Below are 25,547 nucleotides of genomic sequence, written 5' to 3'. Positions count from 1 at the left end.
GCTCAATCGATGTATTTGAGCCCGGCCTTCGCCAGCGGCTCGCGCATCTTGTACATGTCGAGGCCGAGCACGCCCGACGCCAGCTTCTCGCGCTTGTCGGCCTCGTTGGCCTCGCGCGCCGCGGCCGCATCCGCCGCCTGATGTGCGACCGCGGCCGGCACCACGACGATGCCATCAACATCGGCGACGATCACGTCGCCCGGATTGACCGCGGCGCCGGCGCAGACGATCGGGATGTTGACCGAGCCGAGCGTGGCCTTGACCGTGCCGCGCGCGGAGATCGCGCGCGAGAACACCGGGAACTGCATGTCGGTGAGATCGGCGACGTCACGGACGCCGCCGTCGATGACGAGGCCCTGGGCGCCGCGGGCGCGGAAGCTGGTCGCCAGGAGATCGCCGAAGAAGCCGTCGGTGTTCTCGACCGTGCAGGCCGCGACGACGACGTCGCCGGGCTGGATCTGCTCGGCCGCGACATGCAGCATCCAGTTGTCGCCGGGCTGCAGCAGCACCGTGACGGCCGTGCCGCACATCTTCGCCGTCGGATAGATCGGGCGCATGTAGCATTGCATCAGGCCGACGCGGCCCATCGCCTCGTGGATGGTGGCGACGCCGAACTTCGACAGCTTCTCCACCGCCGCCTTGTCGGCGCGGTTGATCTTCGTCTTGACGATGCCGAGATTGTTCATGGGGGTGCTCATATCGCCTGCCCTTTAGATTACTTGCCCTTGGCCTTCAACGCGGCGTCGAGACGCGGGAACACGCGCCGCGCATTGCCTTCGTAGATCTGGTGGCGCTGCTCGGGGGTCAGCTTGGCGGCCTCGATGTAGCGCTTGGTGTCGTCGTAGTAGAAGCCGGTCTCCGGATCGATGCCGCGGACGGCGCCGATCATTTCCGACGCGAACAGGATGTTGTCGATCGGGATCACGCCGGTCAGGAGGTCGATGCCCGGCTGGTGATAGACGCAGGTGTCGAAGAAGATGTTGTTGAGCAGATGGTCCTTCAACAGCGGCTTCTTCAGCTCCTGGGCGAGGCCGCGGAACCGGCCCCAGTGATACGGCACCGCGCCGCCGCCATGCGGGATCAGAAACTTCAGGGTCGGGAAGTCCTTGAACAGGTCGGACGTCAGGCACTGCATGAACGCGGTGGTGTCGGCGTTGAGATAGTGCGCGCCCGTGGTGTGGAAGCAGGCGTTGCAGCTGGTCGAGACGTGGATCATCGCGGGGATGTCGAGCTCGACCATCTTCTCGTAGATCGGGTACCAGTGCCGGTCCGACAGCGGCGGCGAGGTCCAGTGGCCGCCCGAGGGGTCCGGGTTGAGGTTGATGCCGACGAAGCCGTACTCCTTGATGCACTTCTCGAGTTCGGGAATGCAGGTCTTGGGGTCCACGCCCGGCGACTGCGGCAGCATGGCGACGCCGATGAAATTGTCCGGGAACAGCTTGCTGACGCGGTAGCAGAGCTCGTTGCAGATCCCAGCCCAGGTCGAGGACACCTGGAAGTCGCCGATATGGTGGGCCATGAAACTCGCGCGCGGCGAGAACACGGTGAGGTCGCTGCCTCGCTCCTTCATCTTCTTGAGCTGGTTGCTCTCGATGCTCTCGCGCAGCTCATCGTCGCTGATCGAAAGCTCCGACGCCTTGGGCATGACGGAGGGATCCTTGATGCCCGCGATCTGCCGGTTGCGCCACTCTTCGAGCGCCTTCGGAGCCGTCGTGTAATGGCCGTGCACGTCGATGATCACGTCAGTCTCTCCCTCAGATTGTCTCGCGAGCCAGCTAGCGCCTTCAATGCGCCGCCACGGGGGCGCCGACATCCTTGCCGCTGGCGCGGCCTCCCGGTCCCACGACCTGCTTTACCACAAGGGCGAGCGCCGCGATCAAGCCGGGAACTGCGATCACGGTGAAAATCTCGCTGAAGGTCAGGTGCCGCGCGGTCAATTCGGCGACCAGAAAGGAGCCGGCGATACCGCCGAAGCGGCCGATGCCCATCATCCAGGCGACGCCGGTGGCGCGGCCCTGGGTCGGATAGAACGCCGCGGCCAGCGCCGGCAGCGACGACTGCGCCGTGTTCATGACGACGCCGGCGACGAACACGATCACCACCAGGAAGCCCATGTTGCCGGCGGCCTGCCCGATCAGGAAGATCGTGACCGCCGTCAGCGCATAGCCGACCGCGACGATGCGGTTGGCGTTGAAGCGGTCCATCAGCACGCCGAAGAACACCGCCCCGACGCCGCCGAGCGGGAACAGCGCCGAGATCAGCGTCGCGGTCTGCGGGTTCAGCCCGACATCCTTGAACAGGATCGGCATCCAGTTGATCAGCGAATAGAAGATCACCAGGCCCATGAAATAGGTGACCCACAGCATCAGCGAGCCCACACGCAGCACCGGCGACAGCACCATGCCGATGCCGGTGGCATTGACGCGCCGGGTGGTCTCGGCATGCTCCGGCTCCAGCATCACGAACTGGCCGACTTCGGAGGCGGCAGAAGAGACCCTGCGCATGACCTTACGGACACGCTCCACACTGGCGCCTCGCGACAACAGGTAATGCACCGATTCCGGCAGGATCGCGATCAGCAGCACCGTCAGCACCAGCGGGGTGACGCCGCCGAGCACCAGCACGCTGCGCCAGCCCCATTGCGGGATCATCCACGCCGCGAGAAAGCCGCCGCATGCCGCGCCCAGCGGAAAGCCGCAGAACATCAAATTGGTCATGGTCGCGCGCAGCCGGCCCGGGCAATACTCGCTGAGCAGGGTCACGGCATTCGGCATGGCGGCACCGAGGCCGATACCGGTGACGCAGCGGAGCACGGTGAGCTCGGTGAGGTTGCTCGCGAACGCCGAGGCAAGACAGGCGATGCCGAAGATCAGCACGGAGCCGACCAGCACCAGCTTGCGGCCTAGACGATCGGCGATAGGCCCTGCGAACAGCGCCCCGCCGGCAAGGCCGAACAGCGCCGCGCTCAGCACCGGTCCCAGCGCCGACTTCTCGATGCCCCACTCCTTCAGGAGCGACGGCGCGATGAAGCCGATCGCCGCGGTGTCGAAGCCGTCGAGCAGCACGATGACGAAGCCGAGCGCGAAGATCAGCCACTGGAAGCCGGAAAACGGGTGGTCGTCGAGAAAGGCCTGGACGTCGACACGGGCGGTCGTTGGCATCGCTTCTGCTTCCTTGGGGTGCTGTTCTGGCGCATCAACCGAGGTCCGCAGACGCCCGTTCCTCGCGTGGTCGGGTCTTGCAGCTTCGGCAGCTTGACAGGCTATGTGACGGACAGGGACAGCGCGCACCAGCGCCCGGGGGCTTCTATCAGCTATTCCGAAACGGCATAAGATATCACATGAGCCATGCTGAATTTAGAATGGGTCTGGAGAGGCCGCCACAGCCGCTTGGGCGCAACGTCGAGGCTCACACCTCCACCTCCCCAGGCGACGCTGCTACACTTGAAGATCGGAGCTTTGCGCTCGCGTGTCTCCAAGTCGTCAGGGCCGGGCTTGTCCCGGCCATCGACGTTGGTCGGCATCCTGGGAATGACGTGCTGGGAATGACGTGGATGCTCGGGACGAGCCCGGGCATGACGGAGTAACTCATTGGCGGGGTTGCTCGTCCCAGGAGTCCGATATCTTCACATGCCCGCCTTGAACCTCCAGGGGACAATGGCGCCGCCCGAACCGAACTGACGCAGCGCTCAGCGCGGCAGCTTCCTGATCAACGCGGTCGCCAGCTTGATCGTCTGCTGCGCCAGCGGCGTCGGGCGCTTGTGCGCCGAGGTGACGAAGCACAGCACGCTTGTCGGGGCCGGCTCGGTCAGCGGCCGGATCGCGAGCTCGCCGGCGCGGCCCGAGGCGGCGACGCCGCTCGGGGTCAGCACCGCGTGGCCGTAGCCGGCGCAGACGAGATCGATGATCGAAGGCACGCTCGATACCTCCCAGGCGATGTCGAGCTTGATCCCGGCGAGCGCGGCCTGCGTCTCCAGCAGGCGCCGCATCGCGTGCACCCGCTCCGGCATGATCAGGCTGTAGCGCGACAGCTCGGCCATCGGCAGCGGCGCGGTGACGCGGCGCTTGCCCTTCGGCGCGTGGCTGACGAGGGCGAGCGGCTCCTGCAGCACCGGCGTGATCTCGATGCCGGCCTGGGCTTCCGGATTGTAGACCATGCCGACATCGATGCGGCCCGTGGTGACCCACTCGACCACATGCGTCGACAGGCCCTCGACCACGGCGAGGCGCGCGGCCGGATATTCCTTCCGGAAGCGGTCGATCAGCGGCAAGGTCAATTGCCGCGCGATGCTCGGCGGCAGGCCGATGGTGACGCGGCCGACCGGCGCATCGCGGCTGGCGCCGAGATCCTCGCGCGCATGCGCCACCAGCTGCAGCACGCCGACGCTGTGGTCGAGCAGCCGCTTCCCCGCTTCAGTCAGTTCGACGCCGCGCCCGTTGCGCGCGAACAGCTGCTGCTTCAATTCCGATTCCAGCGCCCGCACCTGCCGCGACAGCGCCGGCTGCGCCACGTCGAGCACGGACGCGGCCTTGCTGAACGAGCCGAGCTCGGCGACCTGGACGAAGTATTCGAGCTGCTTGAGGTTCATGGGCGGTGGCCCCGCGAATGCCCGTGGTGTGACGCGAACTCGGAGCCGCAAGCGCGCTGCAACCTCGCCCCGCTTGCGGGGCCGCGACGAGCTTCGCTCGCGCTGAGAGGTCGGATTGCATCGTCAGATGCAATCCGGGTGAGGGGGTACAGGTCTATCCGCGAACACCCCCCGCGCGGCTGCCCCTCACCCCAACCCTCTCCCCGTAAGAACGGGGAGAGGGAGCGCACCGTTGTTCTCATCTGACAGCGAGCTTTCATCAAACCCGCCTCATCTCAATTCAACACGTTCACCGAAAAATTCAGCACCGACGCAAACCCTACCCAACACGCATAGGGCACGAACAGCAACGCGGCGATCCGGTCCTCGCGCCATTGCATGACGATGAAGATCACGATCAGCACGAACATGCTGGCGATGATCGCGAACGCGACCCACATCAGATGCGCGGTGAAGAACACGGGCGACCAGGCGAAGTTCAGCACCAGCTGTCCCCACCACACCTGCATCACAGCGCCGCTTTCGACCCGCTCATAGGTGCGCCAGCCGGCGACCGCAATCATGATGTAGAGCACGGTCCAGGCGATCGGAAACAGCCAGCCCGGCGGGGTGAACCAGGGCTTGTTGAGCGAGCCGTACCAGGCGCCGGGCATGTTGGAGGCGCCGATGATCCAGCCGCCTCCGACCACGAGGACCAGCAGGACGAGGAGATGCAGGATGGATCGGTTCATATTCCGCTCGGCGTGATTTACAGGAGGAGGTTCTCGGTCCGTCCGCTGGCGACCGGCAGCCATGCGGCTTGGGCACCCACGCACGCACTGGACAGGGCTGCCGGGTGCGCGTAGCCAGGACATAACACAATGCGAGGAAAAGTCAGGGTTTTCGCCCTGATACCCACGTCCAGGGACCGGAACGCCGATCACATCTGCGCCGGGTCCTAATACCAGGAAACGGAGTTTCGTCAGTGGCTGATTCCCCGGCCTCCCCTTCAGCCATCGCCTCGATCGCGGCCGTCGAAGCCGGCCTCGCCGCGCAGGGCTATATCGCCAGCCGCCAGATCGCCACCGCCGTCTACCTGTCGCAGGCGATCGACAAGCCGATCCTGGTCGAGGGGCCGGCCGGCGTCGGCAAGACCGAGCTCGCCAAGGCGATCGCCGCCTGGCGCGGCCTGAAGATGATCCGGCTGCAATGCTATGAGGGTCTCGACGAGGCCAAGGCGCTGTACGAGTGGAAATACGCCAAGCAGCTGCTCTACACCCAGATCCTGAAGGACAAGCTCGGCGAGGTGCTCGGCGGCGCCCAGACCTTGCATGCCGCGCTCGGCCAGCTGCATGATTTCGGCGACGTGTTCTTCTCCAAGGAGTTCGTCGAGCCGCGGCCGCTGCTGCAGGCGCTGCTCGAGCCAAACGGTTGCGTACTGCTGATCGACGAGATCGACAAATCCGACGCCGAGTTCGAATCGCTGCTGCTGGAGATCCTCTCCGATTTCCAGGTTACGATCCCCGAGCTCGGCAGCATCGCCGCCGCAAAGCCGCCGACGGTGATCCTGACCTCCAACTCCGAGCGCAATCTCGGCGACGCGCTCAAGCGGCGCTGCCTGCATCTGCACATCGGCTTCCCCGAGCAGAAGCTGGAGGAGCGCATCGTCGAGAGCCGCGTGCCCGGCATCGCGCAGAATCTGCGCCGGCAGCTCGTGGCCTTCATCCACGACGTCAGGACGCTCGACCTGAAGAAGCAGCCTTCGGTGAGCGAGACCATCGATTGGGCGCGCGTGCTGGTGCTGCTGCAGGCCGCTGAACTCGGCCACGAGGTGGTCAAGGACACGCTCAACGTGCTGCTGAAATACGAATCGGACATCGAGGTTGCGCTGCCGCAGGTGACGACCTTCGTCGCCAAGGCGCAGCGCCAGAACATCTTCGGGTAGGCGCCATGCAGGAGAACCTGCATCGGTTCTTCCGGGCGGCGCGCGGCGCCGGCGTGCACGTCTCGCCGGCCGAGAGCATCGACGCCATGCGCGCGGTGGCGAGCGTCGGTCTCGCCGACCGCACGGTGCTGCGCGACAGCCTGCTGCTGACGCTCGCCAAGAGCGAGGACGAGAAGAAGGCGCTCGGCGCCTGCTTCGACCTGTTCTTCGCCCATGTCGATCCGGCGCAGGCCGAGGCGAATGACGAGACGCGGCAGGACGCGGCGTCGAAGGAGGCCCAGGCAGCTCCGCCATCATCGGGACAGCCGGCCGGCGCCGAAGCGGATGCAGAGCTTGGGCCCCTCGCCCAGATGCTGCTGACGCAGAACACGGCTGACATCTCGGCCGCGATCGCCAAAGCGTCCAGCGCCGTCGGGCTGTCGGAGATCCGCTACTTCACCCAGCGCGGCCTGTTCTCCAGCCGCATGCTGGAGACGATGGGCATCCAGCGGCTGCGCGACGATCTGGATACGCTCACCGAAACCAATCCGTCATTGGCGGAGCGGCTGCAGGCCGGGCTCGACGGCCTGCGCGACACCGTGCGCGATGCCGTCGCGCAGGCGCTGGCGCTGTACGGCCGAGAAGAGACCGAGAATCTGCGCCACGAGATCCTGCGCAATGCCCAGCTCTCGCGCATCGAGCCGCGCCAGGTCGCGGCGATGCGGGCGCTGATCCGGCAGATCGCGCGCCGCCTGCGCGAGCGCTATGCGAAGCCGCGCAAGCGCCAGCGCCGCGGCCATCTCGACGTCCGCCGCACGCTCCGCCGCAACGCCGCCTGGGGCAGCGTGCCCTTCCTCACCGCGTGGAAGCGACGGCACCGCGACCGCCCGAAGGTCGTCGCGCTGTGCGACGTCTCCGGCTCCGTCGCCCGCGTCTCGGACTTCTTCCTGCTGCTGATCCACAGCCTGCACGACGTCGTCAGCGACGTCCGCTCGTTCGCATTCTCCGGCCACCTGATCGAGGTCAGCGATATCCTGGAGCAGAAGCCGGCCGAGGAGGCCATGGCCGAGATCATGCACAAGGTCGGCTTCGGCTCGTCCGACTACGGCTCGTCGCTGGTCGATTTCGAGAAGCAGTTCATGGCCTCGGTGACGCCGCAGACCACCGTGATCATTCTGGGTGATGCCCGCAGCAACAAGCTCGCCCCGCGCGCCGACATCCTGAAAGCGATCTCGGAGCGCGCCAAGCGCGTGGTGTGGCTCAATCCAGAGGGCCGCATGACCTGGGGCTGGGGCGATTCAGAGATGCCGCGCTACCAGACCTTCTGCAACGTCGTCCGCCCCTGCGCGACGGCCCAGCAGCTCGAGCGCGCTGTGAGCGACATCGTCTCGGCCTATCAGTAGGCCACCGCTCTCACCCCGTCATTGCGAGCGAAGCAAGCAATCCAGGGGTGGAGCAAGGACTCTGGATTGCTTCGTCGCTGCGCTTCTCACCATGACGCCGAAAATTCGTAGGGTGGCAAAGCCGTCGTGCGGCGCAAGCCGCGCGATGGCGTGCCCACCGACAGTCCATCCGCGCAAGACGGCGGGCATGGCGCGAACATGTAACACGGACAAACAATCACATTGCGGGCGCGCCTTTGCCCACCCTACGCACCGTCGGCGGAGCTACCTTCCCCCCGCCGCCCGCTTCAACAATGCCGCACGCTGCTGGTCCGTAAAACTCACCCCCGACTTCTTCTCCACCACGCGCACCGCCCACGACCGCATCGGATCGTCATCCACCCGCGCCGGCTCGCGCAGGATCGCGACGCCGATCTCCAGCATCTTGGCATCGGCCTGATGCTCGATGCCGCCGCCACCGGCGCTTGCCAATGCCAGCGCGCCGGCCGCAGCGCCGATGCCGGCGGCCAGCGCCGTCGCCACGAAGAGTTTCCAATCCAAGTCCACCCCCTGCTCTCATCCGCCCCTGGGCGGCCACGCTCGAACAGGTTGGTGGCCGCGACATGGCGATCCCGCGTCCATCGTTCGACAGAGGGCGCATCAGACGACCACAATTGTTCGACGAACGAAGCCCGATGCCTGCGAACTGTGATGTGCTGTGTGACTGCCCGTCGCGTTACCATGTCGCAGCGCTCGAGCCTTGTGTCGTCGGGCAAATCACGACGATGCTTGCGCCCAACCTGATCCGGCGAAGAGGGGCGTACGCGTCGTCACGATACGTGGGGCAGGCTGCGGTGGACGCCGTTGCATCATGCGCTTGTTGCGCGGACGAGTGATGTCGTGGCGTACGGTGAAGTCGTGATGTCCTGATACCCCGACGCTGGTATCACCCGCGCAACGCGCTACGCGCGTTGTCGCGAACGCGACGAGGCTTCGCCTCGCGCGGAGGTGGCCAACAAGCCCGGCGCACCAGGGAGACCACGTATAAGCCGTCAAACATCGCGCAGGGAAGGCCGGCATGTTCGGCCCACCTGTGGTTCCTGCCCCGTGCATTTTTGATCGCACGGGGGCCGCGGGTGTGGTGGACACCCGGCCTTCCCTGCGCCCTCGATTTTCGCCGGGGGTGATCGACCAGCAAAGCTCGGGCCGACCAGCCGCGAGAGCGCGATGTCATATTCCAGATTCGACCGATCAAAGACGGGCCCCTGCCGGCAGCACCCGCCCTCAGCGCGGCACCACCGCAGTCGCCTCGATCTCCACCCGCGCGGCCTTCTCGACCAGCCTGACGACCTGCACCAGGGCCATCGCGGGATAATGACTGCCAAAGATCTCGCGATAGATCTTCCCAAGCTCCTTCAGATGGCCGAGATACTCATCCATGTCGACGACATACCAGGTCAGGCGCACCAGGTGCTCCGGACGCGCATGGCCCTCGGCCAGGATCGCGGCGATGTTTTCCAGCGCCTGCCGCACCTGCGCGACGAAGCCGTCGGCGAGCGTCTCGCTCGCGTCCCAGCCGATCACGCCGCCGGTGACGACGATGCGCCCCTCGGCGCTGATGCCGTTGGCATAGCCCTTTGGCATCGGCCAGCCGCTCGGCTGCAGCACGCGCATGCCCTCGGCCTCATCCTGCTTCACCACGGCCAGCGTGGGCGCCTTGGTCGTGCTCACGACTGTGCCTCCTTATCGATTGTCAGCGCCGGACGGCGGCGCGGCCACGCCTTGCGCCAGCTGCCGCAGGGCAAAGCGCTTCAGCTTGCCGGTCTCGGTCTTGGGCAACTGTGTCACGAACTCGATCGCACGCGGATATTTGTACGGTGCGATCTCGCGTTTGACATGCTCCTGCAGTTCGGCCACCAGCGCCGGCGTGCCTTCGGCTCCCGGCGCCAGCACGACATAGGCCTTCACGACCATGCCGCGCGCGTCGTCGGGAGCACCGACAACGCCGCATTCGGCGACAGCCGCGTGCGTCAGCAGCGCCGCCTCGACGTCGGTGCCGGCGATGTTGTAGCCGGACGAGACGATCATGTCATCGGAGCGCGACTGGTACCAGAAGTAGCCGTCCTCATCCATCACATAGGTGTCGCCGGTGACGTTCCAGCCGTTCTGAACATATTTGCGCTGACGCTCGTCGGCGAGATAGCGGCAGCCGGTGGGACCGCGCACTGCGAGCCGCCCCATCGTGCCCGGCGGCACGTCGCGGCCCTCGTCGTCGACGATCTTGGCCTCGTAGCCCGGCACCGGCTTGCCGGTGGCGCCGGGGCGGATCTCGTCCTCGATGGCGCTGATGAAGATGTGCAGCATCTCGGTCGAACCGATGCCGTCCATCAGCTTCAGCCCGGTCGCCTTCAGCCAGGCGTCGAAGGTCGGCTTCGGCAGGGTCTCACCGGCGGAAACGCATTTGCGCAGCGAGGAGATGTCGCGCCCCTCGAGCTTGCTCAGCATCGCCCGATAGGCGGTCGGCGCCGTGAAGCAGATCGTGGCCTTGGTGCGCTCGATGGCCGCGAGCAGATCGTCCGGCGAGGTTTTTTCCAGCACGACATAGGATGCCCCGATATGCATCGGAAACAGCACGCCGCCGAAGCCGAAGGTGAAGGCGAGCGGTGCGGTGCCGATGAAGCGGTCGCTCTGGCTGGCGCGCAGCACGTTGCGGGCGTAGCCGTCGCACACTGCGAGCATGTCGCGGTGAAAATGCATGGTGCCCTTGGGATCGCCGGTCGTACCGGAAGTGAAGGCGATCAAGCAGAGATCGTCGGAGGCGGTGTCGACTGCGGTGAACTCCGGGCTGGCATCGGCGATCAGCGCTTCCAGCGCGCTGGGCTGGCCGTTGCCCCAATAGACCACCTGCTTCAGCGCCGGCGCGATCGGGCGGGTCTTTTCCATCTCGTCGGCGAGCTTGCCGTCGCACAAGGCCAGCGCGATCTGCGCCTTCTGGATCGGATAGGACAGCTCTTTGGCGCGCAGCAGCGGCATGGTGGCGACCACGATGCCGCCGGCCTTGATGACGGCCAGATAGGTGGCGACCATCATCGGATTGTTGGCGGAGCGGAGCAGCACGCGGCCGCCGGGCACGAGGCCGAGCTTGCCGACCAGGACGTTGGCGATCCTGTTCACCAGGGCCTGCAGCTCACGATACGTGTAGCCGATGTCAGCGCTGATGATGCACGGCGCATCGCCCCGCCCCTCATTCACCCAGCGATCGACGAAATGCGTCACGCAGTTCAGCCGCGGCGGATACTGGAATTCGGGCCGGCTGAAGACGAAGTCAGGCCACAGCTCGCGCGGCGGCAGATTGTCCTGGGCGAAGGTGTCGACGTGGGCGCTGTGCGCATGCGCACTGGCGCTCTCCGGCTGCTGAACCTTGGCGGCAGTGGCCATCACACGCTCCTGTCTGAAGGGAAGAACGCCCGGCACGTTTCAGTCCTAAACATTTTAGACTTAAAACATCTGGACGCAAGAGCCGAAGATAGCCGAAGATTGTGCACTGCCCGCAAATTGTTTGAGCGTTTGCCGCGCGTGGCAGCGTGGCCTGCGACGTCCTGTCAGGCCCGCTTCAATCCTGCCGGCGCTGCACGGCCTTCTGCGCCGACCCCTTGGTCTTGGCGAGCAGCCGCATCAACTCGCGCACGTCCTTCTCCGTGAGATCGCCGAAGATATCCGCGATCCAGGTCTCGTGCTCGGCCGCCATCTTGCGGAATTCGGCGCGGCCGAGCTTGGTCAGCCGGATCACCTGGACGCGGCGGTCGGTATCGGAGGTGCGGCGATCCAGATGGCCGGATTCGACGAGGCGCTCGACCAGTCCAGTGACGTTGCCGTTCGAGACCATCATGCGCTTGGAGACGTCGGACAGGGTCATGCCATCAGGCGCCTTGTCGAGCTGCGCCATCAGGTCGAAACGCGGCAGGGTCACGTCGAAACGCTCACGCAGCCGGCTGCGGATCTCGCCTTCGATCAGCGTCGTGCAGGTGAGCAGGCGCAGCCACAGCCGCAGCTCCTCGGCATGGTCCTCGGGCAGCTCGACGGCCTTGGTCTCGGAATCAAGCGTCATGACGGAATCACTTGGGCACGTTCAGCCTCGTCTGGCGAGGCTCGTGAGTTTGACCTTCAGGACCTCCCGGGAGCAAGGAAAAATGTACCGTCATTTTGCGCAGGACGATGAGGCGGCAATTCCTTTAACCTTCAAGCAATTGGCGCGGCGCTTGCATGCGTGCCGAAACTGCCCTTTCCGCAAGCAGCTCGCTTGCGGCTGAGGGCGTCATCAGACTAGGCTTGTGACCAAGCTGCGGTCTGGCCCATCGTTTGGTCAGGTGCAAAAAACATAAACCTGAAATTCCGCATCCCGGGGGAGTTGTCATGAAAATGAGTTCGAAGCTGGCCGGTCTCGGCGTCGGTCTTGGCATTGCTGCGAGCCTGCTCGCCCAGCCGACGCTGGCCGCCGACAAGATCAAGATCGGCGTCATCGTCACCCTCTCCGGCCCCGCCGCCGCGCTCGGCGGCCAGGTCCGCGACGGCTTCAACCTTGCCATCAAGGACCTCGGCGGCAAGATGGGCGGCAAGGACGTCGAGGTGGTCGTCGCCGACGACGAGCTCAAGCCGGACGCCGCGATCACCAAGGTCAAGGGCCTGCTCGAGCGTGACAAGGTCGACTTCGTCGTCGGTCCGATCTTCTCCAACATGCTGCAGGCGATCCACCGGCCGGTCACCGAGAACAAGACCTTCCTGATCAGCCCGAATGCCGGTCCGTCCAGCTACGCCGGCAAGGAGTGCAGTCCCTACTTCTACGTGACCTCGTACCAGAACGACCAGGTGCATGCCGTTCTCGGCAAGGTCGCGCAGGACCGCGGCTACAAGAAGATGTATCTGCTGGTTCCGAACTACCAGGCCGGGCGCGATTCCGTCGCCGGCTTCAAGCTCGACTACAAGGGCGAGATCGTCGAGGAGTCCTACGTCCCCCTCAACACGCTCGATTTCCAGCCTGAACTGTCCAAGATCTCCTCGCAGAAGCCGGACGCCGTGTTCACTTTCATGCCGGGTGGCATGGGCGTGAACCTCGTCAAGCAGTTCAAGCAGGCCGGCCTTGCCGACACCATTCCGGTGCTCTCGGCCTTCACGGTCGACGAATCCACGCTGCCTGCGCAGCAGGACGCCGCGGTCGGAATGTTCGGCGGCGCCAACTGGGCGCCCAATTTCGACAATCCGCAAAGCAAGAAGTTCGTCGCCGGCTACGAGGCCGCCTACAACAGCGTGCCCGGCACCTACGCCATGCAGGCCTATGACGCCGCGCTTTTGATCGACAGCGCCGTGAAGGCGGTCAATGGCGACCTCAGCAACAAGGATGCGGTGGCCGCGGCGCTGAAGAAGGCCGATTTCGCCTCGCTGCGCGGCAACTTCAAGTTCAACACCAATGGCTACCCGATCCAGGACTTCTATCTGACCAAGGTCGCCAAGCGGCCCGACGGCAAGTTCCAGACCGAAATCGTGCAGAAGGTGTTCGAGAACTACGCCGACCGCTACGCCAAGGATTGCGCGGCCAAGTAACAACAGGGAGCGAAACCAACATGAATCATCCGGAAATCGCCGGCATCACCCGGGCCAATGAGGGCATCCAGGGCATCTCCTGGAACATCCTCGGCCAGGTCTACGTGCCGAAGAACCGCACCGAGCACAGCTTCTCCTGGCATGCGACGTTCCCGGTCGGCACCTTCGTGCCGCCGCACATTCATCCCGACCAGGACGAGTATCTCTACATCCTCGAGGGCCGGCTCGACTTCTTCCTCGACGGCGCCGAGGAATACGCCACCGCCGGCGACACGGTGCGGCTGCCAATGGGCAAGCCGCACGGCATCTTCAACAAGTCGCAGCAGACGGCGAAGACCTTGTTCTGGGTGTCGCCGACGCGGCGGCTCTACGAGCTGTTCTGGGCGATCCACAACATGCGCGAGCAGAACCCCGACGACGTGGTGAAGCTCGCCGCCGAGCACAACATCCACTTCCTGCCCCCGCCTCCGGGGGCGTGAGCCGGGCTGGTGCTTGGGTTCGAACTATACCGCAGAATGCAGGCGGCTGCCTCTCCCCGTTGTTACGGGGAGAGGGCTGGGGTGAGGGGCAGCCCGGAAAACGGTGCTCGACGCTGACTTACGACGCCTGTCGCGTCACCATCCGCGCGGCAAATCCAGCCCGGCTGGCATAGCCGCGCACGATGCCTTCGCGGGCTTCGTAGTTGAGGATGGTGTTGATGTCGCTGAACCCCTGCGGCGCGAGCTGCTCGACGGCATCGATGACGCCCTCGGGGCCGCCGCGACGGTTGGACGCGACGATCTCGGCCGTCATCGGCAGCCGCTTCTGCTCATAGGTCATCAGCGCCTGGCGCGGATGCTCGGAGCGGGCCAAGGCATCGGCGAGCGCTCGGGCATCGAGAATGGCCTGCGAGGCGCCGTTGGAGCCGACCGGGTACATCGGATGCGCGGCGTCGCCCAGCAGCGTGACGCGGCCACTCGACCAGTAAGGCAACGGATCGCGGTCGCAGCAGGGATATTCCCAGAACTCCGGCGTCGCCCGCACCATCGCGGCGAAGTCGACCTGGGGAATGGAGAAGCCGTTGACATGCGGCATCAGCTCGTCGGCCTTGCCGAGCCGCGACCAGTCCTCGCGCCGCGGCGGCGCGGTGTTGGCATCGCCGATGCGCACCAGCACCGCCCAGTTGGTGAGGCGGCTCGCGGGGCTCGAGCCCTCGGCGATCGGATAGATCACCGCCTTGGCGTTGAGGCCGCCGGCGATGATCATCGAACGCCCGGTCAGGAACACCGGCCAGTCGGTGGCGCCGCGCCACAGCATCAGGCCGTTCCAGCACGGCGCGCCCTCGTTCGGGAACAGCGTCTGCCGGACCTTGGAATGGATGCCGTCGGCGCCGATCAGCACGTCGCCGCGGGCGGTGTGGACATGGGCGCCGGTGCGGTCGAAGAAATACGCGGTGACCCCGCCCTCATCCTGGGTGAAGGCGCCGAGCCGGCAGCCGGTGTGGACCTTCTCAGGCCCGAGCCGCTGCATCACCGCCTGATGGATCACGCTCTGCAGACGGCCGCGGTGAATCGAGAATTGCGGCACGTCATGGCCGGCATCGAGCCCGCGGGTCTCGTGCCAGACCTCCTGGCCGCGCCGGGTCAGGTAGAACAGCTCATAGGTCCGGATGGCGACCTCGTCGAGCCGGTCGAGCAGCCCGAGCTGGGCGAGCTCGCGGATCGCGTGCGGCAGGGTGTTGATGCCGACACCGAGCTCGCGGATTGCATCCGCCTGCTCGAACAGCTCACAGTCGATGCCGCGCGCCCGCAGCATCAGAGCCGTGGTCAATCCGCCGATACCGCCGCCTACGATGATCGCCTTCATCGTTCCCTACTCCACTCGTACTTCGCATACCGGGCGGCAGCGTTGCACAGCGGCTCACTCCGCCGCAAGCGGCTTCGCAGCCTCGGCCTTCAGCTCGGCCCGCGTTTTCGGCTTAGCCTTAATCTTCAGCTCCTCGAAATCCTGCCGGTCGCGGACGCTGTTGCGGAAGATCTGCTCCTTGCCCGGCAGATATTGCGGCGGACAGAACATGTCGGCGCCGTACCAGGCCGCGGCCTTCATCGTGAAGGCGGGGTCGACCAGATGCGGACGGCCGAGCGCGACGAGATCGGCGCGGCCGGCGGCGAGGATGGTATTGACCTGGTCGGCCGAAGTGATGTTACCGACGCACATGGTGGCGACATCAGCCTCATTGCGGACCTGGTCCGAGAACGGCGTCTGGAACATGCGGCCGTAGATCGGCTTGGCCTCGCGCACGGTCTGCCCGGTCGAGACGTCGACGAGATCGACGCCCGCCTCGCCGAAGGCGCGGGCGATCAACACCGCGTCGTCACCAGTGATGCCGCCCTCGGCCCAGTCGGTGGCGGAGATGCGCACCGACATCGGCTTGTGCGCCGGCCACGCCGCGCGCATCGCCGCGAACACTTCCAGCGGGAAGCGCAGCCGGTTCTCCAGCGAGCCGCCGTACTCATCGGTGCGCCTGTTGGTCAGCGGCGAGATGAAGCTCGCGAGCAGATAGCCGTGGGCGCAGTGCAGTTCGAGCATGTCGAATCCGCAGCGGTTGCCGCGCTCGGCCGCAGCGACGAAGTCGGTCTTGATCGCATCTATCGACTGGCGGTCGAGCTCGCGCGGCACCTGGCTGTCCGGGAAATACGGCAATGGCGACGCCGACACCACGTCCCAGCCGCCCTGCTCCAACGGCCGGTCGATGCCGTCCCACATCAGCTTGGTCGCGCCTTTGCGGCCGGCGTGGCCGAGCTGCAGCGCGAACTTCGCCTGCGAGTTCGCATGGACGAAATCGACGATGCGCGTCCACGCCGCCTCCTGGGCGTCGTTCCACAGACCGGCACAGCCGGGCGTGATGCGGGCACCGCGGCTGACGCAGGTCATCTCGGTGAACAGCAGACCCGCGCCGCCGATCGCGCGCGAGCCGTAATGCACCAAGTGGAAATCGCCAGGGACACCTTCCTCCGCCGAGTACATGCACATCGGCGACAGCACCGCGCGGTTCACGATTGTCATCTCGCGCAGCTTGAGCGGCTGGAACATCGGCGCCAAGGGCTTCTCGACATCGACATCAAAACCCTTGGCGCGGACCTGGCGCGCGAAGGCCTTGTCAACCTCGGCCACGAAGTCCGGCGCGCGCAGAGTGAGATTGTCGTAGGTGATCGCTTTCGAGCGCGTCATCACGCCGAACGCGAACTGAACCGGATCGAAATCCCAGAAGCGGTCGACATGCTCGAACCAGACCAGCGACACGTCGGCGGCGTGCTGGGTCTTCTCGACCTCCTCGCGCCGGCCATGCTCGTAAAGATCGAGCGCCGCTGGAATGTTGGGCGCGCGCTGCATGGCGTCGGCCAGCGCGATCGCGTCCTCCATCGCAAGCTTGGTGCCCGAACCGATCGAGAAATGCGCGGTCGACTTGGCGTCACCGAGCAGCACCATGTTGTCCCTGACCCAGCGCTTGTTGCGGATCATCGGGAAATTGCGCCACATCGAGCGGTTGATCAGCAGCGGATGGTCGCCGAGGAACCAGCCGAAGATCTCCTTCATGCGATCGGCGGACTGCCGCTCGTCCAGCCCGGTCAGGCCGGCGCGCTCGAAGGTCTCGGGATCCGTCTCGAATATCCAGGTCGAGTGCCCCGCCTCATACTGATAGGCGTGCGCAATGAACGGGCCCCACTCCGTCTCCTGGAAGATGAAGGTGAAGGCATCGAGCGGCTTGGTCGAGCCCATCCACGCGAACTTGTTGGCGCGCAGGTCGACCTCGGGCTGGAAGTGATCGACATACTTCTGGCGGAAGCGGCTGTTGATGCCATCCGACAGGATCAGGAGATCGGCATCAGCGAATTGCGTCTCGTCCTCGAGATCGACCTCGAAGTGCAGAGCGACACCCAGCTCGTGGGCACGCTCCTGCAGGATGCGCAGCAGCGTGCGGCGCGAGCAGCCGCAGAAGCCGTTGCCGCCGACGCGATGCACCGTGCCGCGGAAGTGCACGGCGATATCATCCCAGTAGGCGAACTCCTGGGTGATGCGCTGGTAGCTCGGCAGATCGTGCTTCTCGAAATTGTCGAGCGTGGCGTCCGAGAACACCACGCCGAAGCCGAACGTATCGTCGGCACGGTTGCGCTCGTAGACCGCGATGTCGGCGCTGGGCCGCTGCTTCTTGAGCAATATCGCCGCATAGAGACCGGCAGGTCCGCCGCCGATGATCGCGATCTTCATGAGCGCCTCCGCTGGAGAGCCGAGCCAATGAAAATTATTTTAGACCTAAAATATCTCCTGGCAAGTCCCTTTGGTTCCCGCGGCCGCTCAATTGCCCTGGAAGACCGGTTTGGACTTGGCGGCGAACGCTTCGAAGGCGCGGTTGAAATCCTCTGTCGTCATGCACAAGGCCTGGGCAACTGCCTCCGCCTCGATCGCCTCCTCGACCGACATCGCCCATTCCATCGCCAGCATGCGCTTGGTCATCGTGTTGGCAAAGGTCGGGCCGTTCGCGATCTCTGTTGCCAGTGTCACGGCCTGCCCCAGCACGTCGGCGGGCGCGACGGTGCGGCTGAAGAAGCCCCAGCGCTCGCCCTCGTCCGCGCTCATGAAGCGGCCAGTGTAGAGCAGTTCGGACGCACGCGACTGGCCGATGATGCGCGGCAGGATCGCGCAGGCGCCCATGTCGCAGCCGGCAAGACCGACCTTGTTGAACAGGAACGCTACCTTGGCGCCGGTCGCTGCGAGACGAATATCGGAGGCCATCGCGACGATGGCGCCGGCACCGGCGCAGATGCCCTCGACGGCGGCGACGATCGGCTGCGGACAGGCGCGCATCGCCTTGACCAGGTCGCCGGTCATGCGGGTGAAGGCGGTGAGACCCTTGGTGTCCATCTTCACCAGCGGACCGATGATCTCGAACACATCGCCGCCGGACGAGAAGTTGCCGCCGGCGCCGGTCACGACCACCGCCTTGACCTCATCGTCGAAGGCACAGGCCCGGAAGAAATCGGTCAGCTCGCGATAGCTCTCGAACGTCAGCGGATTCTTGCGCTCGGGCCGGTTCAACGTCACGGTCGCGACGCGATCCTTGACCGTAAGCAGGAAATGGCTGGGCTTGTAGTCCGCCAGCGGCACGGTGACGGGGTTGGCCGGTCTCGACATGTAAGTTCCCTCTGTTCAACTGTTTTCGTTAGGCCAGGGCGCTGCGGCTCACACTTCGCCGCCGGCAACCGCGATCGCCTGCCCCGTGATCGCACCGGCACCGCTGCCGCACAGCCACAGCACAGTGTCGGCAACCTCCTGCGGCATGATGAGACGCCCCTGCGGATTGTGCTTGGCAAGCTCGGCGATCGCTTGCTCCCGGCTGCGGCCGGTCTTTTTCATGATGTTGTCGACGCTTTCCGCGACAAGATCGGTATCGGTAAAGCCGGGACACACGGCATTGACCGTGACGCGCGTCGCGGCCAGCTCCAGCGCCAGCGATCGCGTGAGGCCGACGACCGCATGCTTGGCCGCGGTGTACGCGCTGACATAGGGATAGCCCTTGAGGCCCGCGGTAGACGCCACTGCGACAATCCTGCCGTAGGGCCTGCCCTTCATCGCCGGCAGCACCGCCTGCACGGCGTGTACGACGCCCATGAAGTTGATGTCCATCATGCGGTGGAACAGCGCGGTGTCGGATTTCAGGAACGGCGCCGATTCTGCGCTTCCCGCATTGGCGACCAGAATGTCGATCGGCTGATGCGCGGCGGCGCTTGCGGCTGCGGCATTGAGCGCCGCCGGATCGGCAACATCGGCGATTGCGGCATGATCTGCGCATCCGGCCGCGATCGCCTCATCGAGCGTTGCGCGGTTGCGACCGACGATCGTCACGGTTGCGCCCGCAAGCTTCAAGGCGCGCGCGATTTCGCGGCCAATGCCGCGCCCGCCCCCGGTCACCATCGCATGCGCGGCTTGCGGAAGTCCGGACATGCGTGCGCCTCCTCTGATTTCGTTGGCTCGTCTCGACGGAGAAGTTATTTTAAACTTCAAATTTTTGCAACAACACGCCGGAAGCGGCTTGACACCTCGTTTACCGCGACTAGCGTTCAAGGGCCTGGAGCGAGCAACGTAGCGGCCTCGGGCATATCTCGGAGGTCTGCGTGCCTGCGTCGCAAATCGTTACCACGAAGGACGGCCGCTTCGGCTACGAGGCATCGGGGACGTCCGAGCAACAGAGCGTTGTGTTCCTGCACGGCATCGGTGGCGCCGCGCGCGCCTGGCGTGGTCAGCTCGATTATTTCGGCGAGCGCTGCCATGCGATGGCCTGGGACATGCCGGGCTATGGCCGATCCGCCCGGCTCGACATGGTCAGCATCACCACGCTCGCCGCTGCGCTCCAAGACTTCCTGATTCAGATCGGCGCCAAGCAGCCGATCCTCGTTGGTCATTCCATCGGCGGAATGATCGTACAGGAATGGTTGACGATGCATCCACAGGCCGCGTCGGCCGTGGTGTTGGCTCAGACCAGCCCGGCCTTCGGCAAGGCCGACGGCGACTGGCAGAAATCGTTCATCGAGGCCCGCCTCGGCCCGCTGGATCGCGGAGCGACGATGGCGTCATTGGCGTCGGGCCTGGTCGAGGAGTTGGTCGGCGACGATCCCGATCCGCACGGCCTTGAAATTGCAACCTCCTGCATGGCCGGCGTGCCCGAGGCAAGCTATCGCTCGAGCATGCTGGCCCTGCTCGGTTTCGACCGGCGACAAGCCTTGAGGGACATCAAGGTGCCGACGCTGGTGCTCTCGGGATCGAAGGATCGCAACGCACCGGCGCCGATGATGGAGAAGATGGCAAGCTTCATTCCCGCGTCGAGCTATGTCGAGATCCAAGGCGCCGGCCATCTCGTCAATCTCGAACGGCCCGGCGAATTCAACACTGCGCTCGACGCCTTTCTGAAGGCGCACGCGACAACGACGGCAGCGGAGGCACAATGACCATTCAGGTCCAGAAGACGGCGACGGCATCCCGTGAGGCGCTCGACGCCCCGATGTTCGATCCGGCCGCGTACCGGCTGACCGCCGAGCAGGCCGACATCATCACTCGCGCTCGGCAACTCGGACAGAGCGTGCTGGCGGGCCGCGCCGCGACCTGGGATCGCGAGGCGAGCTTTCCGACTGAGAACTACAAGGACCTGCATCGCGCCGGCCTGCTCGGCATCTCCGTTCCCAAGGCTCTCGGCGGCCTCGGCGCCGGCTACCAGACCTATGCACTCACCGCCGCCGAGATCGGCCGCTATTGCGGCGCGACCGCGCTGACCTGGAACATGCACGTTTGCTCGACCTTATGGTCCGGACCGCTCGCCGACGACCTCGACATGGAGGACGACGTCCGCGCCGAGCATGAGCGGCGGCGCGCGATCCACTACAAGCGCATCGTCGAGGACGGCGCGATCTACTCGCAACCGTTCTCGGAAGGCGGCGCAGCCGCGGCGGGCGGCGTCGCCTTCGGCACCGAGGCCAAGCCGGTCAATGGCGGCTGGCTGATCAACGGCAAGAAGATCTTCGCCTCGCTTGCCGGACACGCGGATTATTATGGTGTGCTATGCACCGAGGTCAGCGAGGGCGAGAAGGCGTCCCGCCGCAACACGCTCTATCTCGCGGTGCCGGCGAAAACGGAGGGCGTCTCCGTCGTCGGCGACTGGAATCCGCTGGGCATGCGCGGCACGGTGTCACGCACGCTGCTGTTCAAGGATGTCTTCGTCGCGGAGGACGCCGCCTTGATGCCGCGCGGCGTCTACTTCCAGGCGGCCATGCGCTGGCCGCACATGTTCATGACGTTGTCGCCGACCTATATGGGCCTGGCGCAGGCCGCCTACGACTTCACCGTCAAATATCTGCGCGGCGAGGTGCCCGGCATGCCGCCGGTCAAGCGGCGGATGTATCCGACCAAGCAGATCGCGGTGGCGCAGATGCAGATCAAGCTGGAGCAGATCAAGGGCATCTGGTTCCAGGCGGTGACCGAGGCGCGCGCCAATCCGACCAAGGAGCAGGTGCTGCGCGCCTATGCGGCGCAATACTCGGTGATGGAGGGGGCCAATGACCTGGCGGCGCTCGCCATCCGCACCTGCGGCGGACAGTCGATGCTCAAGACGCTGCCGCTGGAGCGCATCTATCGCGACAGCCGTTGCGGCTCCCTGATGCTGCCCTGGACCGCCGAATTGTGCCTCGACCGCATCGGCCGCGAGGCACTGTACGAGCCCGGCGAGACGGACGACTGAGCGTGGACCTCTGCAACCTGATCGAGCGCAATGCGGCGTTCACGCCGGACAAGCCGGCGATCCACTTCGAAGGCGTGACGCTGAGTTATGCCGATTTCAGCGCGCGCATCGCTCTGACGGCGCGGGCGCTGAAATCGGAGTTCGGCGTCGGGCGCGGCGACCGCGTCGCGATCCTGAGTCTCAACCGGCCGGACTATCTGGTCCTGCTCTATGCTTGCGCGCGGCTTGGCGCGATCCTGGTGCCGCTGAACTGGCGGCTTGCGGTGGCCGAGCAGGTCTTCATTCTTTCCGATGCCGCGGCCAAGGTGCTGGTGCTCGAGCAGGCGTTTGCGCCGGTGCTGCCGGCGCTAGCGGAGCAGCACCCGGAGACAGTGCCGGTCGGCATCGATTTCACGCCGGCTAACGGATTGCAGATCGACGATCTCCTAGCGCGTGGCCACGGCGACGATCGCAACCCGCACATCGATCTCTCCTGCCCGCTGCTGATCGTCTACACCTCGGGCACCACGGGCCGGCCGAAGGGCGCGGTGCTGCGGCAGGAGGCGCTGCTGTGGAACGGGGTGATGAGCCAGCACATGCATGGCCTGACCTCCGACGATCACGTGCTGACGGTGCTGCCGCTGTTCCATGTCGGCGGCCTCAACATCCAGACCACGCCGGCGCTGCATCACGGCGCCACCGTCACGCTGCACGCCCGCTTCACCCCGGAGTCGACGCTGGCCGCGATCGTCAGCGACCGGCCGACATTGACCGTGCTGGTGCCTGCAACGATCCAGGCCGTCACCGAGCATCCGGGCTGGGCCGCCGCGAACCTGTCGTCGCTCAAGGCCGTCGCCACCGGCTCGAGCATCGTGCCGCCGGCGCTGATCGCGCGTATCACGGCGCGCGGTGTGCCGGTACTGCAGGTCTATGGCTCGACCGAGACCTGTCCGATCGCGGTCTACACGCGGCTCGGCGGCAACCTCTCGCGCGCAGGCTCGACCGGCCTGCCCGGGCTGTGCTGCGAGGCCAAGATCATCGACAAAGACGGCGACGAGCTTCCGGCGGGCAAAGCGGGCGAGATCGCCGTGCGCGGGCCCAATCTGTTCTTCGAATATTGGGGCAACGCCAAAGCCACGCAGCAGGCGATCCATGACGGCTGGTACCGCACCGGCGACATCGCCCAGCGCGATGCGGAGGGGTACTTCTTCGTGCTCGAGCGCAAGAACAACATGATCATTTCGGGCGGCGAGAACGTCTATCCGGCCGAGATCGAGCGCGTGCTCAGCGAGCATCCCGACGTCGTCGACTGCGGCGTGATCGGCCGGCCCGATCCGCGCTGGGACGAGGTGCCGGTCGCCTTCGTGGTCAAGCGCCAGGGCTGCGCGCTTGAGGCCGAGACCCTGCGCGCGCATCTGCAGTCGCAGCTCGCGCGCTTCAAGGTGCCGCGGGACATCGTTTTCGTCGACGACCTGCCGCGCACCGCGCTCGGCAAGGTGCAGCACCATCTGCTGCGCCGGATCGATGACCCCGAAATAAGCGAGACGGAGACGCGCTCTTGAAAATTGCAGTGCTCGGCGGCGGCAACGGCTCCTTTGCAGCGGCAGGCGATTTCGCGCTGGGAGGTCACGAGGTCCGGCTGTGGCGCCGCGATGCGGACGCTGTCGCGCAGCATCGAGCGGCGGGCTCGACGATCGTCGTCAAGGACGTCAATGGCCGGCATGAGGCCAGGCTCGCGCTGGTCACGACCGACATCGGCGAGGCCGTCCATGGTGCCGAGCTGATCCTCTGCCCGGCGCCGGCCTTCGCACAGGCCGACATCGCGCGCCGTCTGGCGCCGCATCTGACCGACGGCCAGGTCGTATTCCTGCCGCCGGCGACCTTCGGCACCATGATCTTCGCGGCAGCCGCGCGCGATGCCGGCAACAAAGCCAGTGTCAGCTACGCCGAGACCGGCACCCTGCCCTGGCTGACCCGCAAGCACGGACCGTTCGAGGTCGCGATCACCATTCGCGCCAAGCGGCTGCCGGTCGGAGTGTTTCCGCTGAAGACGGCCGAGCATGCGCTCGCCGTGATCGGCAAGGCGTTCCCCGGCGTGATCGAGCCGTGCGGCGATGCGCTGTCGGGCGCACTGATGAATGCCGGCTGCATCATTCATCCGCCGCTGATCGTGATGAATGCAGGGCCGATCGAGCACTTCGAACGCTGGGACATCCACAAGGAGGGCACGCAACCGTCGATCCGCCGCGTTACCGATGCGCTCGATGCGGAGCGGATTGCGGTACGCGAAGCGCTCGGCTATGGCGCGCCGCATTTCCCGCTGGCGCATCACTACGCCAAGGAGGGCGAGATCTGGATGTATGGCCGCGGCTCGCACGATCGGCTCACCGATTCCGGCGATTGGCGCGAGCAGCTCGTGCTGACGCAGCACCGCTACATGCGCGAGGATCTCCGGCTCGGCCTGTCGTTCCTGATCTCCGCGGCCGAGCTGAGCGGCACGCCGGTGCCGCTTGCCCGCGCTTTCCTTGCCATCGGCGGCGCAATCTGCGGCGAGGATTTTTGGGCGACGGGACGCACGCTCGCCAGCCTCGGACTTAGCGGTCTCGATCGAACCGCCTTGCAGGCGCTGCTGCGCGACGGGTTCGCGGCATGAGCACGCGCGGTCATATTGCCTGCCTCGGCGCCGGCCGCATGGGGCGCGGGATCGCGGTGGCTTTCGCCTATGCCGGCCATCCCGTGACCATGATCGACATCAAGCCGCGCACGGCGGCCGAGTTCGACAGGCTGCGGCGCGAGGCGCTCGGCGAGATCAGCGCGACGTTCGCCACCTTGGCGCGGCTCGGGATGCTGCGGGCCGCTGACGCCGACAGACTGATGGCGAAGATCAGCGTGGCTCCGGCCGGCGCGAGCAGCGACGTGCTGGCGCAGACCACGCTGGCCTTCGAGGGCGTGCCGGAGATCGTCGATCTCAAGCGCGAGGTGCTCGGGGCGGCGTCGCGCGCGGTCGCGCCGGACGTCATCATCGCCTCGACGACGTCGACTATCCTGGTCGATGATCTCTCCGGTGCGGTCGAGCGGCCCGAGCGCTTTCTCAATGCCCATTGGCTCAACCCGGCCTATCTGATCCCGCTGGTCGAGATCTCGCCGGGCAAGGCCACAGATCCCGACGTCACGGCGCGGCTGAAGGCCCTGCTGGAAGACATCGGCAAGGTGCCGGTGGTCTGCGCCGCGACGCCGGGCTTCATCGTGCCGCGCATCCAGGCGCTCGCCATGAACGAGGCGGCGCGCATGGTCGGCGAAGGCGTCGCCAGCGCCGAGGAGATCGACAAGGCGATCCGCTACGGCTTCGGCTTCCGCTACGCCGTGCTCGGCCTGCTCGAATTCATCGACTGGGGCGGCGGCGACATCCTGTATTACGCCAGCCGCTATCTCGAAGGTGCGCTGGGTAGCGACCGCTACCGCGCGCCCGAGGTGATCGAGCGGAACATGGCGGAGGGCCGCATCGGCCTGCGTACCGGTTCGGGCTTCCTCGACTATTCCGGGATGGATGTCGCCGCCTATCGCGAGCACCGGCTGGGAGCGCTGGTCGACATGCTCAGGCATTTCAAACTGGCCCGGCCACCGGTGGTGGATTGAGCGCGGCGAGTGCACGTGAATGCGCCCTCTCCCTTTGCGGGAGAGGGCATGTAGGACAGTGCGGCGAGCTCGGTTGGGTGAGGGGTATGTTTCCACGAGCTTTGCTCGCTGAGAGATACCCCCATTGGCGCTAACTTACCAAATTAACGCTTGGTATTCTCGTTTTCTTGGCGGCTCTCGGAGATGGCGTTGAAT

General features: G+C 65.8%; 22 protein-coding genes. 9 read left to right on the top strand and 13 right to left on the bottom strand.

Going from position 1 to position 25,547, the window contains the following annotated elements:
- Positions 1-2 precede the first annotated feature (2 nt).
- The 5 genes from ligK to QX128_RS26925 all read right to left on the bottom strand — a co-directional run bounded on the left by ligK (position 3) and on the right by QX128_RS26925 (position 5,277).
- Positions 3-686 (bottom strand): 4-carboxy-4-hydroxy-2-oxoadipate aldolase/oxaloacetate decarboxylase, encoded by a 684-nt coding sequence (gene ligK / locus QX128_RS26945; RefSeq protein ID WP_316238990.1) that lies wholly within the window; start codon positions 684-686, stop codon positions 3-5.
- Positions 687-715: 29 nt separating this feature from the next.
- Positions 716-1,741 carry an amidohydrolase family protein gene (locus tag QX128_RS26940; RefSeq protein ID WP_316183233.1) on the bottom strand — a complete coding sequence of 342 codons (1,026 nt, stop codon included), beginning with the start codon at positions 1,739-1,741 and terminating at the stop codon, positions 716-718.
- A gap of 43 nt (positions 1,742-1,784) precedes the next feature.
- On the bottom strand, positions 1,785-3,161 hold the full coding sequence (locus QX128_RS26935) for an MFS transporter (RefSeq protein ID WP_316238989.1): 1,377 nt from the start codon (positions 3,159-3,161) through the stop codon (positions 1,785-1,787).
- A gap of 527 nt (positions 3,162-3,688) precedes the next feature.
- A complete protein-coding gene (locus tag QX128_RS26930) occupies positions 3,689-4,588 on the bottom strand; it encodes a LysR substrate-binding domain-containing protein (protein WP_315802427.1) in 900 nt (299 codons plus the stop codon).
- Between the two features lie 275 nt (positions 4,589-4,863).
- The gene (locus QX128_RS26925) at positions 4,864-5,277 is read right to left on the bottom strand and encodes a TspO/MBR family protein (protein WP_315802546.1); all 414 of its coding nucleotides are present in this window, start codon (positions 5,275-5,277) and stop codon (positions 4,864-4,866) included.
- A gap of 275 nt (positions 5,278-5,552) precedes the next feature.
- Between QX128_RS26925 and QX128_RS26920 the strand changes: the two genes are divergently transcribed.
- Positions 5,553-6,512: a MoxR family ATPase gene (locus tag QX128_RS26920; protein WP_315802426.1), complete on the top strand. Its 960-nt coding sequence runs from the start codon at positions 5,553-5,555 to the stop codon at positions 6,510-6,512.
- 5 nt (positions 6,513-6,517) lie between these two features.
- Positions 6,518-7,894 (top strand): vWA domain-containing protein, encoded by a 1,377-nt coding sequence (locus tag QX128_RS26915; protein ID WP_316238988.1) that lies wholly within the window; start codon positions 6,518-6,520, stop codon positions 7,892-7,894.
- Positions 7,895-8,158: 264 nt separating this feature from the next.
- Here the strand turns inward: QX128_RS26915 and QX128_RS26910 are convergent, their stop codons facing one another.
- From QX128_RS26910 to QX128_RS26895, 4 genes are all read right to left on the bottom strand, one after another.
- Complete coding sequence (locus tag QX128_RS26910; RefSeq protein ID WP_316238987.1) at positions 8,159-8,434, bottom strand: hypothetical protein; 276 nt, start codon at positions 8,432-8,434, stop codon at positions 8,159-8,161.
- Positions 8,435-9,157: 723 nt separating this feature from the next.
- Positions 9,158-9,604 (bottom strand): RidA family protein, encoded by a 447-nt coding sequence (locus QX128_RS26905; protein ID WP_316238986.1) that lies wholly within the window; start codon positions 9,602-9,604, stop codon positions 9,158-9,160.
- A 12-nt stretch (positions 9,605-9,616) separates the two neighbouring features.
- Entirely contained in the window at positions 9,617-11,311 is a 1,695-nt protein-coding gene (locus tag QX128_RS26900; RefSeq protein ID WP_316218455.1) for a benzoate-CoA ligase family protein, read from the bottom strand.
- A gap of 175 nt (positions 11,312-11,486) precedes the next feature.
- The gene (locus QX128_RS26895; protein WP_315751998.1) at positions 11,487-11,981 is read right to left on the bottom strand and encodes a MarR family transcriptional regulator; all 495 of its coding nucleotides are present in this window, start codon (positions 11,979-11,981) and stop codon (positions 11,487-11,489) included.
- A gap of 305 nt (positions 11,982-12,286) precedes the next feature.
- Here QX128_RS26895 and QX128_RS26890 point away from each other — a divergent pair, with 305 nt between their 5' ends.
- A complete protein-coding gene (locus QX128_RS26890; protein WP_316183228.1) occupies positions 12,287-13,471 on the top strand; it encodes an ABC transporter substrate-binding protein in 1,185 nt (394 codons plus the stop codon).
- 20 nt (positions 13,472-13,491) lie between these two features.
- Entirely contained in the window at positions 13,492-13,950 is a 459-nt protein-coding gene (locus QX128_RS26885) for a cupin domain-containing protein (RefSeq protein WP_315751999.1), read from the top strand.
- A gap of 118 nt (positions 13,951-14,068) precedes the next feature.
- Here QX128_RS26885 and QX128_RS26880 read toward each other — a convergent pair whose 3' ends face one another.
- The 4 genes from QX128_RS26880 to QX128_RS26865 all read right to left on the bottom strand — a co-directional run bounded on the left by QX128_RS26880 (position 14,069) and on the right by QX128_RS26865 (position 19,453).
- The gene (locus QX128_RS26880) at positions 14,069-15,316 is read right to left on the bottom strand and encodes a flavin-dependent oxidoreductase (protein WP_316238985.1); all 1,248 of its coding nucleotides are present in this window, start codon (positions 15,314-15,316) and stop codon (positions 14,069-14,071) included.
- A 54-nt stretch (positions 15,317-15,370) separates the two neighbouring features.
- Positions 15,371-17,719, bottom strand: coding sequence for a bifunctional salicylyl-CoA 5-hydroxylase/oxidoreductase (locus tag QX128_RS26875; RefSeq protein ID WP_316238984.1), 2,349 nt, complete (start codon positions 17,717-17,719; stop codon positions 15,371-15,373).
- An 87-nt stretch (positions 17,720-17,806) separates the two neighbouring features.
- Positions 17,807-18,643 (bottom strand): enoyl-CoA hydratase family protein, encoded by an 837-nt coding sequence (locus QX128_RS26870; RefSeq protein ID WP_315802417.1) that lies wholly within the window; start codon positions 18,641-18,643, stop codon positions 17,807-17,809.
- 48 nt (positions 18,644-18,691) lie between these two features.
- On the bottom strand, positions 18,692-19,453 hold the full coding sequence (locus tag QX128_RS26865; protein WP_315802545.1) for an SDR family oxidoreductase: 762 nt from the start codon (positions 19,451-19,453) through the stop codon (positions 18,692-18,694).
- 170 nt (positions 19,454-19,623) lie between these two features.
- Here QX128_RS26865 and QX128_RS26860 point away from each other — a divergent pair, with 170 nt between their 5' ends.
- The 5 genes from QX128_RS26860 to QX128_RS26840 are packed head-to-tail and all read left to right on the top strand — an operon-like array spanning position 19,624 to position 25,352.
- Positions 19,624-20,454, top strand: coding sequence for an alpha/beta hydrolase (locus QX128_RS26860; protein ID WP_316238983.1), 831 nt, complete (start codon positions 19,624-19,626; stop codon positions 20,452-20,454).
- Positions 20,451-21,737 carry an acyl-CoA dehydrogenase family protein gene (locus QX128_RS26855; protein WP_316238982.1) on the top strand — a complete coding sequence of 429 codons (1,287 nt, stop codon included), beginning with the start codon at positions 20,451-20,453 and terminating at the stop codon, positions 21,735-21,737. The genes QX128_RS26860 and QX128_RS26855 overlap by 4 nt, the downstream gene beginning before the upstream one ends.
- A 2-nt stretch (positions 21,738-21,739) precedes the next feature.
- A complete protein-coding gene (locus tag QX128_RS26850; protein ID WP_316238981.1) occupies positions 21,740-23,278 on the top strand; it encodes a class I adenylate-forming enzyme family protein in 1,539 nt (512 codons plus the stop codon).
- Positions 23,275-24,369 carry an NAD/NADP-dependent octopine/nopaline dehydrogenase family protein gene (locus QX128_RS26845; protein ID WP_316238980.1) on the top strand — a complete coding sequence of 365 codons (1,095 nt, stop codon included), beginning with the start codon at positions 23,275-23,277 and terminating at the stop codon, positions 24,367-24,369. Before QX128_RS26850 ends, QX128_RS26845 begins: the two co-directional genes overlap by 4 nt.
- On the top strand, positions 24,366-25,352 hold the full coding sequence (locus QX128_RS26840) for a 3-hydroxybutyryl-CoA dehydrogenase (protein ID WP_316238979.1): 987 nt from the start codon (positions 24,366-24,368) through the stop codon (positions 25,350-25,352). Before QX128_RS26845 ends, QX128_RS26840 begins: the two co-directional genes overlap by 4 nt.
- Positions 25,353-25,547 lie beyond the last annotated feature (195 nt).

It is taken from the genome of Bradyrhizobium sp. SZCCHNR1015, assembly GCF_032489875.1.
Classification (GTDB): Bacteria; Pseudomonadota; Alphaproteobacteria; order Rhizobiales; family Xanthobacteraceae; genus Bradyrhizobium.
Note: the sequence above shows the minus strand (reverse complement) of the source record. Positions and strands in the feature narration are given on the sequence as shown.

What these genes read in the sequence shown, in the direction of transcription:
- QX128_RS26855 (WP_316238982.1), top strand. Translation starts at nt 20,451, where the DNA reads ATGACCATTCAGGTCCAGAAGACGGCGACGGCATCCCGTGAGGCGCTC.
- QX128_RS26870 (WP_315802417.1), bottom strand. Translation starts at nt 18,643, where the DNA reads ATGTCGAGACCGGCCAACCCCGTCACCGTGCCGCTGGCGGACTACAAG.
- QX128_RS26900 (WP_316218455.1), bottom strand. Translation starts at nt 11,311, where the DNA reads ATGGCCACTGCCGCCAAGGTTCAGCAGCCGGAGAGCGCCAGTGCGCAT.
- QX128_RS26890 (WP_316183228.1), top strand. Translation starts at nt 12,287, where the DNA reads ATGAAAATGAGTTCGAAGCTGGCCGGTCTCGGCGTCGGTCTTGGCATT.
- QX128_RS26935 (WP_316238989.1), bottom strand. Translation starts at nt 3,161, where the DNA reads ATGCCAACGACCGCCCGTGTCGACGTCCAGGCCTTTCTCGACGACCAC.
- QX128_RS26915 (WP_316238988.1), top strand. Translation starts at nt 6,518, where the DNA reads ATGCAGGAGAACCTGCATCGGTTCTTCCGGGCGGCGCGCGGCGCCGGC.
- QX128_RS26840 (WP_316238979.1), top strand. Translation starts at nt 24,366, where the DNA reads ATGAGCACGCGCGGTCATATTGCCTGCCTCGGCGCCGGCCGCATGGGG.
- ligK (WP_316238990.1), bottom strand. Translation starts at nt 686, where the DNA reads ATGAACAATCTCGGCATCGTCAAGACGAAGATCAACCGCGCCGACAAG.
- QX128_RS26875 (WP_316238984.1), bottom strand. Translation starts at nt 17,719, where the DNA reads ATGAAGATCGCGATCATCGGCGGCGGACCTGCCGGTCTCTATGCGGCG.
- QX128_RS26930 (WP_315802427.1), bottom strand. Translation starts at nt 4,588, where the DNA reads ATGAACCTCAAGCAGCTCGAATACTTCGTCCAGGTCGCCGAGCTCGGC.
- QX128_RS26880 (WP_316238985.1), bottom strand. Translation starts at nt 15,316, where the DNA reads ATGAAGGCGATCATCGTAGGCGGCGGTATCGGCGGATTGACCACGGCT.
- QX128_RS26865 (WP_315802545.1), bottom strand. Translation starts at nt 19,453, where the DNA reads ATGTCCGGACTTCCGCAAGCCGCGCATGCGATGGTGACCGGGGGCGGG.
- QX128_RS26885 (WP_315751999.1), top strand. Translation starts at nt 13,492, where the DNA reads ATGAATCATCCGGAAATCGCCGGCATCACCCGGGCCAATGAGGGCATC.
- QX128_RS26895 (WP_315751998.1), bottom strand. Translation starts at nt 11,981, where the DNA reads ATGACGCTTGATTCCGAGACCAAGGCCGTCGAGCTGCCCGAGGACCAT.